This is a genomic window from Paenibacillus sp. YAF4_2, assembly GCF_052113225.1.
Lineage (GTDB): Bacteria > Bacillota > Bacilli > Paenibacillales > Paenibacillaceae > Pristimantibacillus.
In genome coordinates, this window is the sequence record NZ_JBFRCT010000008.1 from 101,261 (window position 1) to 118,056 (window position 16,796).

General features: G+C 47.0%; 14 protein-coding genes. 7 read left to right on the plus strand and 7 right to left on the minus strand.

The window, feature by feature from the left end; genetic code table 11:
* Positions 1–125 precede the first annotated feature (125 nt).
* The 4 genes from AB4Y93_RS19105 (at position 126) to AB4Y93_RS19120 (ending at position 5,890) form a co-directional block, all read left to right on the plus strand.
* Positions 126–2,678, plus strand: a complete 2,553-nt coding sequence (locus AB4Y93_RS19105; protein ID WP_441894445.1) for a DUF5696 domain-containing protein — start codon at positions 126–128, stop codon at positions 2,676–2,678.
* A complete protein-coding gene (locus AB4Y93_RS19110; protein WP_441894446.1) occupies positions 2,675–3,589 on the plus strand; it encodes a carbohydrate ABC transporter permease in 915 nt (304 codons plus the stop codon). Before AB4Y93_RS19105 ends, AB4Y93_RS19110 begins: the two co-directional genes overlap by 4 nt.
* 22 nt (positions 3,590–3,611) lie before the next feature.
* On the plus strand, positions 3,612–4,550 hold the full coding sequence (locus AB4Y93_RS19115) for a carbohydrate ABC transporter permease (protein ID WP_441894447.1): 939 nt from the start codon (positions 3,612–3,614) through the stop codon (positions 4,548–4,550).
* Positions 4,551–4,639: 89 nt separating this feature from the next.
* Positions 4,640–5,890 (plus strand): endo-1,4-beta-xylanase, encoded by a 1,251-nt coding sequence (locus tag AB4Y93_RS19120; protein ID WP_441894448.1) that lies wholly within the window; start codon positions 4,640–4,642, stop codon positions 5,888–5,890.
* 243 nt (positions 5,891–6,133) lie between these two features.
* On the opposite strand, the gene AB4Y93_RS19125 is transcribed toward AB4Y93_RS19120, so the two are convergent.
* On the minus strand, positions 6,134–6,994 hold the full coding sequence (locus AB4Y93_RS19125) for an EamA family transporter (protein ID WP_441894449.1): 861 nt from the start codon (positions 6,992–6,994) through the stop codon (positions 6,134–6,136).
* 15 nt (positions 6,995–7,009) lie between these two features.
* Positions 7,010–7,963 carry a metallophosphoesterase family protein gene (locus tag AB4Y93_RS19130; protein ID WP_441894450.1) on the minus strand — a complete coding sequence of 318 codons (954 nt, stop codon included), beginning with the start codon at positions 7,961–7,963 and terminating at the stop codon, positions 7,010–7,012.
* Positions 7,964–8,209: 246 nt separating this feature from the next.
* Between AB4Y93_RS19130 and AB4Y93_RS19135 the strand changes: the two genes are divergently transcribed.
* Positions 8,210–8,980 (plus strand): DeoR/GlpR family DNA-binding transcription regulator, encoded by a 771-nt coding sequence (locus AB4Y93_RS19135; RefSeq protein ID WP_441894451.1) that lies wholly within the window; start codon positions 8,210–8,212, stop codon positions 8,978–8,980.
* Between the two features lie 166 nt (positions 8,981–9,146).
* Here the strand turns inward: AB4Y93_RS19135 and AB4Y93_RS19140 are convergent, their stop codons facing one another.
* From AB4Y93_RS19140 to AB4Y93_RS19150, 3 genes are all read right to left on the minus strand, one after another.
* Complete coding sequence (locus AB4Y93_RS19140) at positions 9,147–9,491, minus strand: DoxX family protein (protein ID WP_441894452.1); 345 nt, start codon at positions 9,489–9,491, stop codon at positions 9,147–9,149.
* 140 nt (positions 9,492–9,631) lie between these two features.
* Positions 9,632–10,078: an RrF2 family transcriptional regulator gene (locus AB4Y93_RS19145; protein WP_441894453.1), complete on the minus strand. Its 447-nt coding sequence runs from the start codon at positions 10,076–10,078 to the stop codon at positions 9,632–9,634.
* Between the two features lie 395 nt (positions 10,079–10,473).
* A complete protein-coding gene (locus AB4Y93_RS19150; RefSeq protein ID WP_441894454.1) occupies positions 10,474–10,998 on the minus strand; it encodes a hypothetical protein in 525 nt (174 codons plus the stop codon).
* Positions 10,999–11,359: 361 nt separating this feature from the next.
* Between AB4Y93_RS19150 and AB4Y93_RS19155 the strand changes: the two genes are divergently transcribed.
* Complete coding sequence (locus AB4Y93_RS19155) at positions 11,360–11,929, plus strand: SF0329 family protein (protein WP_441894455.1); 570 nt, start codon at positions 11,360–11,362, stop codon at positions 11,927–11,929.
* Positions 11,930–11,965: 36 nt separating this feature from the next.
* Here AB4Y93_RS19155 and AB4Y93_RS19160 read toward each other — a convergent pair whose 3' ends face one another.
* Both AB4Y93_RS19160 and AB4Y93_RS19165 read right to left on the minus strand, forming a co-directional pair.
* Positions 11,966–13,711 carry a sensor histidine kinase gene (locus AB4Y93_RS19160; protein WP_441894456.1) on the minus strand — a complete coding sequence of 582 codons (1,746 nt, stop codon included), beginning with the start codon at positions 13,709–13,711 and terminating at the stop codon, positions 11,966–11,968.
* Positions 13,708–15,264, minus strand: coding sequence for a response regulator transcription factor (locus tag AB4Y93_RS19165; RefSeq protein WP_441894457.1), 1,557 nt, complete (start codon positions 15,262–15,264; stop codon positions 13,708–13,710). Before AB4Y93_RS19165 ends, AB4Y93_RS19160 begins: the two co-directional genes overlap by 4 nt.
* Positions 15,265–15,431: 167 nt before the next feature.
* Here AB4Y93_RS19165 and AB4Y93_RS19170 point away from each other — a divergent pair, with 167 nt between their 5' ends.
* Positions 15,432–16,787 carry an extracellular solute-binding protein gene (locus tag AB4Y93_RS19170; RefSeq protein ID WP_441894458.1) on the plus strand — a complete coding sequence of 452 codons (1,356 nt, stop codon included), beginning with the start codon at positions 15,432–15,434 and terminating at the stop codon, positions 16,785–16,787.
* Positions 16,788–16,796 lie beyond the last annotated feature (9 nt).

The window sequence follows — 16,796 nt, forward strand, 5'->3', positions numbered from 1 at the left end:
AGTTGATGCTTACGAAGTATGAATCATCACAATGGCCTGAAGCTGGCCATTTGGGTGATCATTCATTTGAGGCATATGCTTTCGAAGCAAGAATTGCTTCACAATTCTTTTAAGGAGGCAAGAAGATGAATAAGGCCAGAATGGCCCTGCTGACCGCATGCTGTCTGGTTGGGTTCATGCTTGCCGGATGCTCGGATTCCACATCGGGCAAACAGGCGGGAGAAGCCGAGCAAGCCGCAATGGCGTTTACACAGGGAAAGGCTTTAAGCGCGTCCTTCACTGATCCCCGCTTTGCCGACATGAAAGGGGTGGCCGAGAATGATCAACTTCAGTTATTCGTAGATGATCAGACTGGCGCTGTCGCTGTTCTTAATAAGCAAAGCGGAGATGTTTGGCGCAGCAATCCGCCCGGCAGCAGCGGGGATACCCTAGCTGCCGGCGTGAATAAGGATTTATTATCAGCCCAGATCAAGCTGGACTTCTACAATAATTTCGGTCAGCTTAACTCAATTAATTCCTATTCGGACAGCGCAGTTAACAAACAGATCAACATGGAGAAGCTTCCGAATGGTCTCAGCGTTACCTATCAATTCGGCAAGGCGGAGAAAACGCTTGAAGATATGCCCAAGATGATGACTACTGAGCGGTTTGAGGCATTAAACAAGAAGCTGGACAAAACGGGACAACGTGCGCTAAAAATCGCCTATAAAGAAAATAAGGAACAAACGGCATATGAACGAAATGACAGCGCGTTAAATGGGCTTCAGCTTGACCGGGCACTGAAAGCGATCGAAGCAGCCGGCTATTCGGAGGAAGATCTGAAGAAAGATATGGAGGAGCTTCATTTCTCTCAGGAGAAAACAGCCCCGAGAATATTCGAAGCTACAATCGAGTATGCCTTGGACGGCAACAGTCTGGTTGCTTCCGTCCCGGTGGAAGATATTCACTATCCCAAAGAGTACCCGGTAAATAGTGTATCCTTCCTTAATTTCTTTGGGGCAGGCGGGACAGACGAGAAAGGAACGATGCTAGTTCCTGATGGTTCAGGCGCACTGATTAACTTTAACAGCGGGAAAACAAGATACCCTTCCTATCAGCAGCTTGTCTATGGTCAAGACAAAACAATGGCAAGAACAGAAGATGCTGCAAGGGAAGAGGCAGTCAGACTTCCGGTATTCGGCATCATCCGTGAGAACAGCGCATTCCTTGGCATTATTGAGCAAGGGGAGTCAGTTGCAACGATTAATGCGGATATTAGCGGCAGGCTGAACAGCTATAACTACGTTTACCCAAGCTTTAAGGTCATCAATAAAGGCGAGGTAACGCTGGACGCCAATGGTCAGCAGCGTTCGCTTCCGAAGTTCCAGGAAAATCCGACAAAGTCTGATTTTGTTGTCCGATATGCCTTCCTGAACGGGAAGGATGCTACCTATCAGGGAATGGCCACTTACTACAAAGAGTACCTGGTCAAAAGCAAGTCGCTTCCTGTTCTGGAGAAAGCTGCAGATGAGGATAACATTCCATTTTACCTCCAGCTGGATGGAAGCATCTCGGATAAAAAGCATATTATGGGCATACCGTATCGTGCGCTTAAAACATTGACCACCTTTAATGAAGCTAAGGCAATTATCAATCAGATGAAGCAGCTGGATATTCATAATATTAAGCTAAAGTATGCCGGATGGTTTAATAATGGACTTGATCATAAAGTGCCCAAATCTATTTCGGTAGACAGCGAGATTGGTGGAAGCAAAGGGCTGAAGGACTTGGCATCGTTTGCTGCAGGCAACGATGTTACGCTTTATCCAGACGTTGCGCTTCTAACGGCAAATACCGGCGCGGATTTTGATGAATCCAAATCGGCATCAAGAACGCTAAGAGGGGATCCGGCAGCGATTTATCCGGTAGACTTAGCATTGAACCGGCGAGATATTAACAAGTCGCCATCTTATATCGTTTCACCTCGGCTTGTTGAGAGCTATGTAGATTCAGCTTTGAAAGGTATCCGTAAATTTAATGCGGTAGGGATTTCGCTCAGGGACCTTGCCGATCAGCTAAACAGTGATTACCGGAAGCATAATCAGATCGACAGGACAGAGTCTGAGGAGATATCCAAGGCGGCACTGGCGAAGCTGCAGGATGGAAATTTGCAGGTGATGGGTAAAGGCGGGAATGCTTATGCACTTTCCTACTTATCTGACATTACAGATGCGCCGATGGGCAACAGCGGCTTTAAGCTGGAGGATGAGCAAATCCCGTTCTATCAGATGGTAGTCCGCGGATTCGTGGATTATACGGGAGCGCCTTTTAACCTGTCGAATTATACCAATGAGAAGCAATATATTCTGCAGTGTCTGGAGTATGGCGCTAATGTGTACTTTGAATGGATTTATGAGCCGAATTATTCGGTGAAGGACACCGATCATAACGAGCTGTTCGCGGTGAACTACAAGCTGTGGATTGACAAAGCTGCAGGCATATATCAGGAAGTGAACAAGGTTCTGAAGGGTGTCCAGCACGAGCCGATTACAGGACATGAGAAGCTGCAGCAAGGCGTCTATAAGACGGTGTATGGAAATGGCATGTATGTCATTGTCAACTATAACCGCTCACAAGTGACGATTGAAGGCAAGACCATTAAAGCTGAGAGCTACATGACGGGTGGTGGCCAATCTTGAAACTAATATCAAAGCTCGGCATGAAGAATAGAACCTATGCAGAGCAAAAGGCGCTGCTCGGATTTCTGTTTGTATTGCCTTGGCTGCTAGGGTTCATCTTCTTCTTTATTATTCCGTTGGTCAACTCTTTCCGATATAGTCTCAGCAAGATTGAAGCAAATTCATCCGGTTTGAAAATCAGTTTCATCGGCTTTGAGAACTATATCAATGCTCTGACCGTGAACACAAGCTTTAACCGTACGCTGACGGAGTCCATCATTAACATGGTTGTTAATGTCCCGTTAATCGTAATATTCAGCTTGTTCCTGGCCGTTCTGCTTAATCAGAAGTTTATTGGCCGTTCCATTGCGCGTTCGATCTTTTTCCTGCCTGTTATTCTAGCTTCCGGTGTGATTATGACGCTGGAGACATCAAGCCTGGTTCAAGCGGTTAACGATCAGAACCAAGGCTCCGGCGGTGCTATTCATGCTTTAGGCGCCTATGAGCTGGCGGGACTAATGCTGGATGCAGGCGTAAGTGAGAGCATTGTTAATTATTTGACAAGTGCGGTAGAAAGAATCTACCAGATCGTCAGCCAATCGGGTGTACAGATTCTGATCTTCCTGGCAGGCATTCAGACGATCTCCCCGCAGCTGTATGAAGCTTCCAAGATGGAAGGGGCAACAGGCTACGAGGCGTTTTGGAAGATTACCTTCCCGATGGTCAGCCCTCTTATCCTAGTTAATATGATCTATACCATTATTGATTCCTTCTCAAGGAACGAGATGACGGATCTTATTAAAGAGACGGGGTTTACTAACTTTGACTTTGGACTTAGTTCGGCAATGGCTTGGCTTTATTTCGTGTCAATTATGCTGATTCTGCTGATTAGTTCCTATATCGTTTCGAGGAAGGTCTTCTACCAGGAATAGAAAGAAGGTGAGCTCGTTGATTATGGCCCGATTATTATCATTTGAAAGCTGGAAGCGCTGGCTTTGGTCGTTCGTTCGACTAGTCCTGATTGCCGGACTTTCGTTTGTTATTTTATACCCGATCATTCAGAAAATATCTACTGCCATAAAAGCAAAAACGGATCTATATTCACCTATTGTTGTATGGATTCCCGAGCATTACTCGCTTGAGAACTTCAAGAATGCGATCTCCATTATGGACTACTGGAAGACGCTCCTGAATACGTTCACGCTGTCGGCGACAACGACAATTCTGACGGCACTCTCTTGCGCACTGGCGGGATATGCATTTGCAAGATTGAAATTTAGAGGCAGCAACCTGTTGTTTGCAGGCGTTATTCTAACGATCATGGTCCCGCCTACAACGATACTTATTCCGATGTACTTGAATCTGAAAGACTTCAGTCTGATGGGGCTTATCCCTCTTATTACCGGAAAACCTGTCAATTTGCTGAACTCCTATTGGCCGTTTATCTTAACCTCCATAACAGCAAACTCTCTAAAAGCCGGATTATATATTTTTATTTTCCGGCAGTTCTTCCGGGGCATTCCGCGGGAAGTCGAAGAAGCGGCTTATATGGATGGAGCAAGTGTTGGCCAGACGTTCCTGCGGATTATGCTACCTAACGCGATTCCGTCCATCATTACGGTGCTGCTCTTCTCGTTTGTCTGGCAGTGGAATGACAGCTTCTTTACGACAACCTATCTCACCTCGAGCAACGTCATGTCAACGCAGCTATCGTCCTTGCCTTATAATCTGTCTATCGTTCTTGGGAATGACGCATCAGCGAAGGATCCGTTCTATTTAAGTATGGTGCAGGATACAGGGATTCTGCTTGCTATTCTGCCTCTTATCATTATGTATCTGTTCGTGCAGCGCTACTTCGTCGAAAGTATCGAGCGGACAGGACTTGTTGGGTAATAGGTTTGCCGACTCACCTGGTGGGAAATGGCTGGACACAGCATTCTCACTAGGTGTTTCTTATTTCACAAGAAGAAGGCGGGTTTCTGATGCTTCGAGTACGTAAGAAAGTCTTTTTTACTATTATTTTATCAGCAGCCCTCCTCGCGGTAATCCTACTAGTAATGGGTTTGAACAAATCCGGAGAAACCGGGCAGACCGCTGAGGCTCCTGTTCAAACATCGGATCAAACAACGCGACAAGAACCGAAACGCAGTACAGAACCGTCGAAGCAGCCTGCTGAAGTCGCAGCGTCTTCCGTTCAGATGAATATACCGTCGCTGGCGGCAACCTTCAAGAATGAATTTGCTATTGGAGCTGCCCTGGAGCCGAACCAGACAAGCGGATTATCGGCAGATCTGATGAAGAAGCAAGTGAATATGATAGTCGCCGAAAATGCCATGAAGCCGGCTTCCATTCAGCCGGTAGAAGGGCAATTTAAGTGGGGCCAGGCGGATCAGATTGTGGCTTTCGCCAAGGCGAATGGCTTGGCTGTGCGCTTCCATACCCTTGTATGGCACAGCCAGGTGCCTGACTGGTTTTTCTTGGACACAGACGGCAAATCGATGGTAGATGAGACTGACGCCAAGAAGCGGCTAGCCAATAAGAAACTTCTGCTGGACCGCCTGGATGCTCATATCCAGGCCATTGTTAGTCGCTACAAGAATGATATTCAATATTGGGACGTCGTTAATGAAGTGATTGAGCCTGCGGATCCAGACGGGATGCGGAACAGCAACTGGTATAAAATAACGGGAACCGACTATATTGCAACAGCCTTCCGGGCTGCAAGAGAAGCGGGCGGCCCTGGAATTAAGCTGTATATTAACGATTATGGAACGGATGATCCGAAGAAGCGGGATCGACTCTATGATCTGGTGAAGGAGATGCTGGATAAAGGTGTTCCGATAGACGGTGTTGGTCATCAGACACATATCAGCATTTATAACCCGTCTGTTCTGAATATCATTGATTCTATGAAAAAATTCAAGGAGTTGGGACTCGATAACCAGATTACCGAGCTAGATATGAGCCTCTATAAATGGAACGACCGGACCGATTACGGATCTGCCGTGCCGGAAGATATTTTGCAGAAGCAGGCACAGCGATACCGGGAACTATTCGAAGCATTGAAGTCCAATGAAGGACTGGTAAGTGCTGTTGTTTTCTGGGGGATAGCTGACGATCATACCTGGTTAAGCACATTTCCAGTTACTCGGACGGAAGCGCCGCTTTTGTTTGACAAGCAGCTGCAGGCGAAGCCTGCATTCTGGGCGATCGTGGATCCCTCAAAGCTTTAACGAATTACTATCTATGATGATAAGCGGTTATATTTAAAATTACATCCAGCGCAAGAATGCGAAGGAGCTCTGCATCAGCCGCACTGTTGAGCTGCGATTGGCTGAAGAAGGTAAAATGCTGCGAGACCATTAAATAAGCAGCGAGGGTCTTCTTGGAAGACCCTGGCTTTCTCTTTAAGCAGCAGGTTGTTGTTGCTTTTACATCGCTTTATATTTAGGTTTTTTGTTTGAGTAGGATAATTTCTAGCCCCAAAAGCTAATCGTGAGAATTCCTATTAAAATGAGAACCGAGCACAATATGCGTAAAGTGCCCTGCATCTCCTTAAGGACGACAATGCCTAGAAACGTGGCAAACACGGTGCCAATTTCACGCATAGGGGAGATATGGGCAACGGGTGCGTACTTCATTGCGAAAAGGAACAATAAATACGATCCTGGATTAAGAATCGCTCCGAGCAAAATGATCCTGCTATTTAATTTCCATTCCATGCGTAGTTGTTTAGAGGCGATAACGGTCGGTGTCAATGCTGCAACGAACCCGATATTAGTCACCTCAAGTAAAGAAATGGCTGAGATATGCTCAAGGTTAAGCTTATCCACGAAGACGTAGCAGGTCGTGCATAAGCCAACACTAAGCGCCATAAAGAAAGGTTTAAAGGACCTTACGGAAGCCGAACTTGATCTTGCGCTGGTGAAAATGCCACTTAGTGAAACGAAACCAATGACCATACAAAGCAGTCCCATCCATCCGTATACCGATAAGGATTCACCAAGGAACAGGACACCAATAATGGGAACGAATAAGGTACTGGTACCTCTCATAATGGGATAGATTTGCGACAAATCACCCATGTTGTAGGTACGTGCTAACAAGAGAGAATAAGCGGCTTGCAAGCAGGCGGATAACAGCAGGAGACTGTAGGACGATAAGGATAAAGGATGGAGCCACAATTCTCTTATTAAGTAAGGAAGAAGGACGATGGTGCTTACCATAAGGATGGACCATAGGAAGACGCTTTTGTTACGACTGCTTTTCGTGAATAAACTCCAAATGGCATGCGCCAAGCCAGAAGCGATGACTAGCAGCGTTGCGACGATAATCAAACCATTACCTCCAAGTTAAGTACCAGGGATGTGTTCAGGCTGCTCGGTAATGACAGTGCCGTCAGCAAGACGCAGCCATGTCTCGAAGCTACGCTCGTCTTCTCGGAGTCGAATCATTCTTGCGCCTCGTTGAAAGCCCTCTTTTCCATATGTGTTATAGCCGCTGGCTCTGCCGTAACATAGACGAATCCCGTGCAGCTCACCCCAATAATCGTTGATATGATCATGGCCAACGAAGGTTCCTACGATATCACCCATTTCTTGCATGGCTGCAAATAGGCCTGAGTTCACTTGGCTGCTGGAGACACTAGCTTCGTAAAAGTTCCCATAACAGGTCTTGGTGTCCCACACCTCTTGATATTCTGGGAAGGGGATATGGAAGAAAGCGAGAGCTGGCAAAGGCTGTTCAGCAGAAGTATCTCTAATCTGTTGGGATTCTTTCTTGTACCATTCTATCTGATTGCTGCGAATCCAATCATACCCTTCAATATGGGAAACAGGTGAATAAGCACCTGAATCAAAGAAATAAAGGTTGAATTTGCTTTGCCCTGCAGCATCTTGAATGGACAACCGGTAATTTCCTTCTCCGCTAACTTCTACCGGGCCCCGCTGGGTAACCGTATGAGGATACTCCAGAACGGCATGGATGAGCTCTTCTCTTGTAATGATCGATTCCGTGTCATGATTGCCGAACACGATAGCCCAAGGAATCCCGCGAATTTCTGCGGAGTGGACTGCTTCTCGTAATGCGCCTACTGGATCCTCGCACATGAGATCACCTGGGGCTACATTACCGGTATAAATGACATCACCCGTGAAAACAACAAGATCCGGCTGTTCAGCATCGAGAATGTCTTCCATGAGACGGCGTGTCGCCTGATCTAGAACACCGTCATCTTTCCAATGTAAATCCGTGAATTGCGCAATCGTAAAGGTGTGATTCTCGCGAAAGACGAGTGAATGTGGCACGATAAGCCCTCCATTTGCATGTAATGTTGTTACCATTCTTTAATCATGTTGATTTATGTTGTTTTCATGTTGTTTTATGAAAATTGTAGCGCCACTATATCAGACTGTCAACCAGCAATTCTAATAACGTTCCGCTGATTGAGGAATAAGCGGATGAGTTGACATCCTGTACCCCTAATTCTAAAATGATGAAAACAACATAAAACAACATTAATTAGATGAAATCAGTCAAGTAGGAGGCCCCTGATGTCATTAACATTTGAAGATCGCAGGATGACGATTTTGAATCATTTGGAAATGGAAGGAAAAGTGCAGGTGCATCACCTGTCTGAGCTGCTCAGCGTTTCAACGGAAACGGTGCGGCGGGATTTGGATCGACTGGAGAAGGAAGGCAAGCTTCGCAAGGTGTACGGGGGCGCGGTCAAAATGCGTTTGGAGCTTGTTGAGCCGCCTTTTCTAAAGCGGACCCAGATGATGAAGACAGAGAAAATATCCATTGGTAAGCTGGCAGCTTCTTTAATTAAAGACGGTGAAACGATAATGATGGATACCGGAACGACGACAATTGAGATTTTGCCTTATTTAAAGGAACGAACGAACATTACCTTGATCACGCACTCGGTCCCAGTACTTAATCTAGCGATGGAAACGTTTCGTGGGAAAATTATTTTTGCAGGCGGGGAAGTAAATCAAGAGTACCAAGCGACAACAGGCTCCCTGACCGATCAGATACTGGATCAATTTAAAGTGAACAAAGCGTTTATTTCGGTGGGTGGCATTTCTCTTGTAGATGGCATTACTGACTACCATTTAGCAGAAGCGACCATTTCGCGTAAAATGATGCAGCGGGCGGAAGAGTCTATTGTGGTTGCGGATCACTCCAAATTTGGGATGTCCACGTTTTCCAGAATTTCGAGGCTGGAGGAGATTTCTATGCTGATCACGGACACGGGTTGTTCCAAAGAATGGGTAGATACAATGGAAGCGCTTGGTATTGAGGTGCGAATTAGCGAGTAATAAGGTGAAGAAGTGAAGGCTTGTAAATGAACACAGGAGCCGGCAAAGCCGGCTCTCTTTTTTTGCGGATGAATCAATTGACGTAAGCATAGGGCAGCAGATAACCTTGTTTTGATTAGATATTTTGAGAGCGAACTTGCAAAAGGATCTCACTTCAAGTAGCAGCTTATAATACGTTAATTGCAGATACTGCCAGCACGAAGATTAAAAATACGACTGGCAGCATGATTTCTTTGCCATCGCTTTTCGCACGAATTTGTGTAATCGTAGCCCCAACCATAATTACCCCAAGCCACAGACCAGCCAGTATAGCCACCAGTTGCGACCAAATGCCAATTATCATCAACACACCACCGAGAATTTCAAGAATACCGATTAAAATGCGAAATCCATTCGAATATCCATAATGTTTGAATGATTCTATGGGCTCTTTGCCTCCAAACTTCATAAAACCGACAATCACATAGCCTATGCCTAGAATAACCTCGAGTACAATAGATAGAATGTGCAACACTTTCACCTCCTTACTGAGTTTGAATTAGGCACAATTAAGCGCATGCCGAGACTTTGCTGTGGATCGTTTGGCATTGTTGATACTGAGCCCGATATAGACACAGTATATGATAAAACTATGCCTTTGTAAAGCACAGTTTATAGCTCCAATTTAATAATTTCTGCCGCAATGTGTTCAATCGTATATTGCTCGAAAACACGGAGCGTACTCTCTTCCACCTGAGAAGACATTTCCTGAAAAAGGCCTTTTAACTGATTCCCTCGTTCGCAGTCGGTCGTGGAATCGATCATCCCGCTTCCCAAAGGATCATGCAGTTCTAATGCCCGGTAAACGTCCGCCACTGTAATCAAGTTTGCAGGTTTGGCCAGCAAGTAGCCTCCGTCTCTGCCTTCCCTGGCTTCAACCAGACTTGCACGAACCAATGGACGAAGCATACGGCGCAAAAAAGTCGTTCCTGTGTTCATCATTTTCGCAAGTTCTTGACTTGGACAAACTTTATTTGACATTGAAAGTAAGACAAGTCCTTGTATGGCCAAACCAAATGTCGACGAAGTGACAGTGCGGTTTTTGGGAGTCGGATGCATGCCATTTCACCTCATCTCTATAATGTGCAGTGTTTAAATAGTTACAAAGAATTTTCATTTTTTTGGCTCATGAATTTCCCTCATGTTTCAGCATAAAAAACTGGTTGTAGAAAGTCAACCTTGTTGAGCAACAGAATCCTTATTTTCCGGGAAGGCGATAGGATGGGCTTCATAAATTGGAATTCTGTTTGAATGTTTTTAAGGACACAATGTCAAAAAATTCGATAATACAGTCGAGGATCTTGAGGATCTGATCAGTCAGGATATTCTCGATGAACGGAAGCAGGAAGTAATCCGCGGCCGGTTTGAGCCTGGATCATGGCGGGGATGAGCGGACGCAGCGCGATGGAGCTGGTATGGAGCAACCTTATTAAATATCCAACTTTAAACGATGCTTAAGAATCAGGCTTTATGGCAGTTTCCCTGGCCGCATTGTGAGCCAGTCTATGCAAGTAGTTGTTTTTCTTATGTTTGCTAATATACTTGATCTGAATATCAACTTCGGGAAACATACTGTTGAGAACGTTTAGAGCCGCTAATAGTTCATCTCTTCCTAGCTTTTCATGGGGATGAGAGAATCGTTCTTGAGTTAAGAGATGTGAAATGCGGATACAATCGGTAAATATGACCGCGATTTTAGGTTGATGTTCCACTAATGCTGCAGCAAGTGTTTCCAGACTCAGAATGATCGCCATCATTTCGCCATAGTTCGAACCTTGATCCCGTGTAATCGGCAGCTTCTTGGCTGTCATGCTAACCATTCGATTAAAAACCATACAACAAGCTGCACCGTAAACGTTGCGCGAAGCGAAGCCGGCGTAATCGCAATAAAGAAAAATCGTTCCTTTATTCACAATATTTTGTCTTAGCCTAGGGCTCGCAAAGGCTTTTTTGACCAGCAGGTCATTCATTATATTCATAAGCGCATCTCCGATAAATAGATGGTACCAAGTAAGTAGTATTGAATCAGCATAAACCGTTGGATCACAATTTAAACCTGCGCATAACCGTAAATCAGAAACTACGCTGGATAGCTGCAATCTGTATCGTTATAATCGGATTCAACAGATATGACTAGCGAGATTAAGGGATATCGGCAGCAGTCGAGATCTGATCTCATATGAAGCCAAAGGGAAGAATTTCCGTTTGGCTTTTTTAATTGTTCAAAGTTGTGGAAGGTTACTTGTTCTTAGTTTGATCGGTGTGTTTGTTGTTGTAAAAAGGATATAATAGAATGACTGCCTTAGTAGGTATTATTCTTATACAACATTGGAGGATTACATGTCCTGGAGCAAATTGAAGCAACAACTAGAGAGTTTTCTCTGTCCTGCATTAGTTGGGAGGTTCGAATATACGGCAACCAGCTACCGTTATTCACCTGATAAAGCAGGACATTGTTATATTGCAGTAGACAAAAAGAACGTACTTAATATGAGTGATGCAACGACATTAATCAGATGGTATCAATCGGAGCAGGAAATTAAGAATGATTCGGATATCTATGTTCCTATTACCACGGAAGAAATTGAAGCGGTCAGAAAAGGTGCCAAGGGGCCGGTTCCTGAGGATCGTCTAAAAGTAATGGCAAGAGGCAGAAAAATATCAGAGCTTGCAAAGGAACTTATAACAGCTCAGTCAACATTAAGTAAATCAAACTTTACGGTTGATGCTACTAAGTTTTTAGCCAGTTCTATAGAAGAAAGCTTAGAAAGCAATAATATCTTGTTAAATATTTTGGCGTTAGTTGATAGACGAGTTGGGAAAAAGCGTGTTCTAAATATGAAGGATAAAATAAAGTTAAAGCATCCAATTGTGCAGTATTTTTATGAACTACGGCTTAGTACGTTTTGAGGAAGCCACTAACCGCTCACTATCGGTGAGCGGTTTTTATTTGTTCACCTTAGGTATCCGTATAGAGACACAAGTACCTTCACCGACTACACTCTTTATCTGTACGGACGCATGGCTTCCGAATAAATGCTCTAGTCGCCTCTTCGTATTATTGAGTCCGATGTGCCTCAGGCCGCTGCTGCTCTTTTTCTCCTTTGTTTCCCAGATTGTCTGCAGCCGTTCCGGCTCAATACCGACACCATCGTCCTCGATTGTGAGGAGGAGCAGGCTTTCGGATTCATGAGCGGTAATACGAATCGTGCCAGGCTCGTCCTTTGGACATATACCGTGGAAAATCGCGTTTTCGACAAACGGCTGAATCAGAATGCGCGGTACAAGACAATGAAGGGAGCGATCATCTAACTCCCACTCCACCTTAAACATATCGGCGTACCTGTACGATTGAATGTCAATGTAATCCCTTAGCAGCGCGACATCGTCATGGAGCGGGACAAGCGAATCATCTCCACCCGTTCTCACCGCGTCCTGAAGCACTCGAATAAAAGCGGCAACCATACGGACGATGTCTTCATTCCCTTGCTTTTGGGCCATGTAAATAACGGCATTCAGTGTATTGTACACAAAATGTGGATTAAGCTGCGACAACAGCAGTTCCATTTCTAGCTCACGCTTGGCTTTCTCGTACTGGATCGATTCTTCGATGTGAGTCCTCAGCTGGCTTGTCATCCGGTTGAACCCATTCCCCAGCTTTTCCATCTCATCACCTGTGTTGATATGTACGGATGTCTGCAAATTACCGCTCGATACAGCATTCATCGCACTATACAGCCGCATAATCGGACGTGTAATGCGGAGGATCGCCGGAATCATAAGGGCAAGGATAAGCGTGGTGCTGACAAGCGTGAAGAAACCGAGCAGGTACAAGACGATCTTGGCCCGGTCGAACAACGATGATTGCGAGATGAAGGTGGCTAACCGCCAGCCGGATGTTTCGAATCGGTCAACCAGGAGGTAACCGTTATTCACGCGGAATGCTCCTTCCTTGCTCGCGGCATCATCAAAATCATGGACAAGGCTGGCAACCTTTTGATTGTCGCCGTTTGGTTTAGCATACAACACGTTTCCGGAATCATTAAGCCAGGCTAAGCTCACGAATGGACTGAAGTCGAGAAGCGACTGAAAATGGCTGTAGTCCAGATTGACAATAAATTTGCCGATCGTCTGTCCGGGCTTCTCGATGTCCCGCACCGTCACGACATAGCTGATGATTGTCGTCTCGGAAGTTGGTTTCTGGTCTGCAAGCATAAGGTGGGGCTCGGTGAAGCCGTACTCAGCACCTGACTGGACGAAGTTCAAGTACCATGGCTCCTTCAAGCGCTCGCTGAAATACCCGTCGTTGCCAGCTGCGTTCCAAAACACGCGTCCGTCCGGGAGCACGATCGCGTAGCTGGTTACTTCCTTGCGGAGGCCTTTGTAGCCATCGACGAACTTGAACGTGGTCTGCATCATCTTGAACTGATCAAACGTGTCCAGCTGATCATACGTTTTGTAGAACTCCTGCAGCTGCTCGGCAATAATAAGCGTTAACGTAAATTTGGAAATGTCATCGGACATATAGTCGAGCTGGCGAACTGTCTGGCTCAGCTTCGCTTTGTCCTCCGCCATCATTTGACCGATCAGGATATGATTATAGTAGTAGTATGTAAAGGCGATGGACAGCAGGAAACTGACGGCGGCGACGATAACGATTCTCCAAAAAATGACGGTGCGAAGTCTGGTCATCGGGCTTGCTCCTTTGCACGGAACTGATGGGGGAGAACGCCGGTCAGCCGCTTGAACACTTGACTGAAGTGCTGGGGAGAACGGTAGCCGACGCGTGCGGAGACTTCAGCCATTTTGGCGTCCTCGCGCATGAGGATCAGTTTAGCTTGCTTGATTCGGTATTCGGTCAGGTAATCAAGGAAAGTGCGGTTTAGCTCTCGCTTGAACAGCTCGTGCAAATATCTAACGCTAATGCCGATTGCGCAAGAGACATCCTCGACCCCGATCTCGCTTTGGAAGTTGGCATGGAGGTAGCGCAGCGCCTGCAACAGCTTCGGTGACAGCTGTTTGTGGACAGCCGATCCTTGCTCGCGCAGCTCACCGAAAGCACGGAAAATCCGCTCGCGTATGCCTGCTACATGGTATAGGGGACCGGCCGTTCTTGGTTCGAGCGGATCTGCTTCGGGAAGTCCCGCTGCCGCAAGTCGTTCGCGGTACAGGGTGGTCAGCGCACGGATGGCTTCGTACAAACCGTTCAAATCCCATTCCGGTCGCGAAAGACTGTCGAACCACTGTTTGACAACGCTTTCAAAACTATCGTAATCCTCTTGTATTAGAGAGGATGCGGCCGCGTTAAGCCACCGGCGACCACTATTCACATTGACAGGCGCCATTCGTACCGGCAAAGGAAGATCATCCGTACATGCTAGAGCACCACGGCCAGAGAATACGGTATGTCGCCCGGCGTCTTCCAGTTTACAGATCAAGACAGGTAGATGCGCTATATCCGTATATTCGAAAGCGAAATAGAGCGAGAGGGTATGACCAAGCCGGTCTTCGAGCCCACTTTGCACTGCCGATGCAAGCGTGAAAAAGGCATCACGCTGCAGAGGCGCGTTTTTGTCGCACTGTTCGAATAACGCAAACAGCCGGCCTGCTCCATGCGTGAATTCCCCAATCAACTCCCAGTTTGCTGATTTCTCCACATGCTTAAATTCTTCCTTCCATCCTGTAGTTCCGTTCGTATCGTGTGGTGCCGTGGCGGCTGGGATTGTCGTGAATGGCACATCTGCTTGCAAGAGGAGCGCGCAAAGCGGCGGCCGCGCAATATGTCCGCTGTGCCTGGCCGGCTGACCGCTTGCGAAAAATGCTTCCTTCAGCTGCTCGGAGCGGGAGAGCTTACGCTGCCTTTCGCTCATCTCCCATGCCAGCTTTGCTTTCGCAAGCTCCTGTATAAGCTTGTCTCGATCAACTTCGTGTTTGATAAGGTAGCTCGACACGCAGCCTAGCGAAATCGCCTGACGGGCATAATTAAAATCCTCGTAAGCGCTCATTACGATGAATTTGACCCCCCAGCCACGTTCAGCCACCGCACGGATGAGCTCGAGCCCGTCCATGACCGGCATCCGGATGTCCACAATCATGATCTGGGGACGATGCTCTTCACAGAGCCGAAGCGCGCTTCGGCCGTTCGTTGCCGCCGCTGCGATTTCATATCCGTTTTCTTCCCATGGGATCAACCTTCTAATATGATCCAGCGCAATGCGCTCGTCATCCACCAATATGATCTTCATCGAGGGCAGCCTCCCATGTCATAAGTGACTCCATTATACTCTACATATTTGGGGCGGTGAAGCAAAGTGCAGAATCCCGACCAAAAGTGCAGTTTTGTATTGTTTACGCTTTCATAGAGACTTGTATATGATGAGAACGTAATCAAAAACCTAAGGGAGGCTTTCGGATGCGTCGTTCGAAATGGGGAAGAGGAATCGCGCAGGCAATGACCACTTTGATTCTAATCAGTCTGCTTGCCGCATGTTCAGGCGCGGGTGGAGGCAACAGCGGAGGAAACAACAAGACAAGCGCCCCAGCGGCAGAAACAGAGAATAACGCTGCTGTAGAAGACGGCGGCATTAAGGAGCTTTCAGGGGAGTTCGTGCTTTGGACCTGGGAGCCGGAGCATCCGACGGCGATAGCGGCTTTTAACGAGAAATATCCGGGGATCAAAATTAAGCGGGTGCAGGTCGAAGCGGCGGATGTGCCGAAGAAGCTGCAGACGACGATCGCCTCAGGCGGCGAGCTGCCGGACGTTATTCGGATCGAGCGCGGGCAGAAGGCAAAGATTTTCAGCATGGATATTCTCGAAGATCTGGAAGCCGACCCCTATAATGCGGACCGAAATGTGCTATTCGAATATGACGCCCCCGCTTTCTCCATGAATGATCATCTGGTTGCTATTCCGGACGATATGAGTGTTGCCGGCGTTGCCTACATCAAGCCGTTAGCCAAAGAGTATCTGGGTACGGACAATCCCGAAGAGATGGAAGCGATGCTGCCGAATTGGGACGCATTCGTTGAAAAGGGCAAAGAAGTCTTGGACAAGAGCGGCGGTAAGGTCATGATGTTCCCGAGCCTTGGCGGTGTATACGATATTCTGAAGGGCCAGCGGGATGAGCCGTACTTCGAGGATAACAAATTAAATGTTCAGCTGCTCCAAAGCGTAGTTTCGCGGCTCGTCCAGTTCCGCGATGCGGGTATTGTAGACAAGCTTGACCAATGGACGCCGGCCTGGAACGCCTCGTTTGGCGGCGACAAATATTTATTTACGCCAAGCCCGGTATGGATGCCGCAATATGTCATCGGACCAAACGACAAGAAGCCTGACCGGTGGGCGCTCATGGTAGCTCCGGAGGGCGGTTATATACGGGGAGGTTCGTCGCATGGTATTCCAAAAGGCGCGAAGAATGCCGAGCTCGCATGGAAATGGATCGAGTTTACATCGATGACGCAGGCAGGCGCGGAAGCGCAGAAGAAAGACGGCGTATTTACCCATTTCAAAGAAGCGTACCAAAATAAAGAGTTCTCGAATTGGACATGGGAGAACTTCGGCAGCCAGGATATCGGGGAGAAGTTCTTCGTCGACATCTCCGGGGTGACGACCGACGTAGCCGAGAATGTGAATGACCAAGTGCTCGACGAAGCCATGAGTATTGTGCTGCAGACTCTAGCGAAGGATAAAAGTTTCGGCGTAGAGCAGGCGATGGACCGGATTCAAAAAGAGCTGAAGGCGAAATTACCGGACATCACGTTCGGATAACGGCTCGCT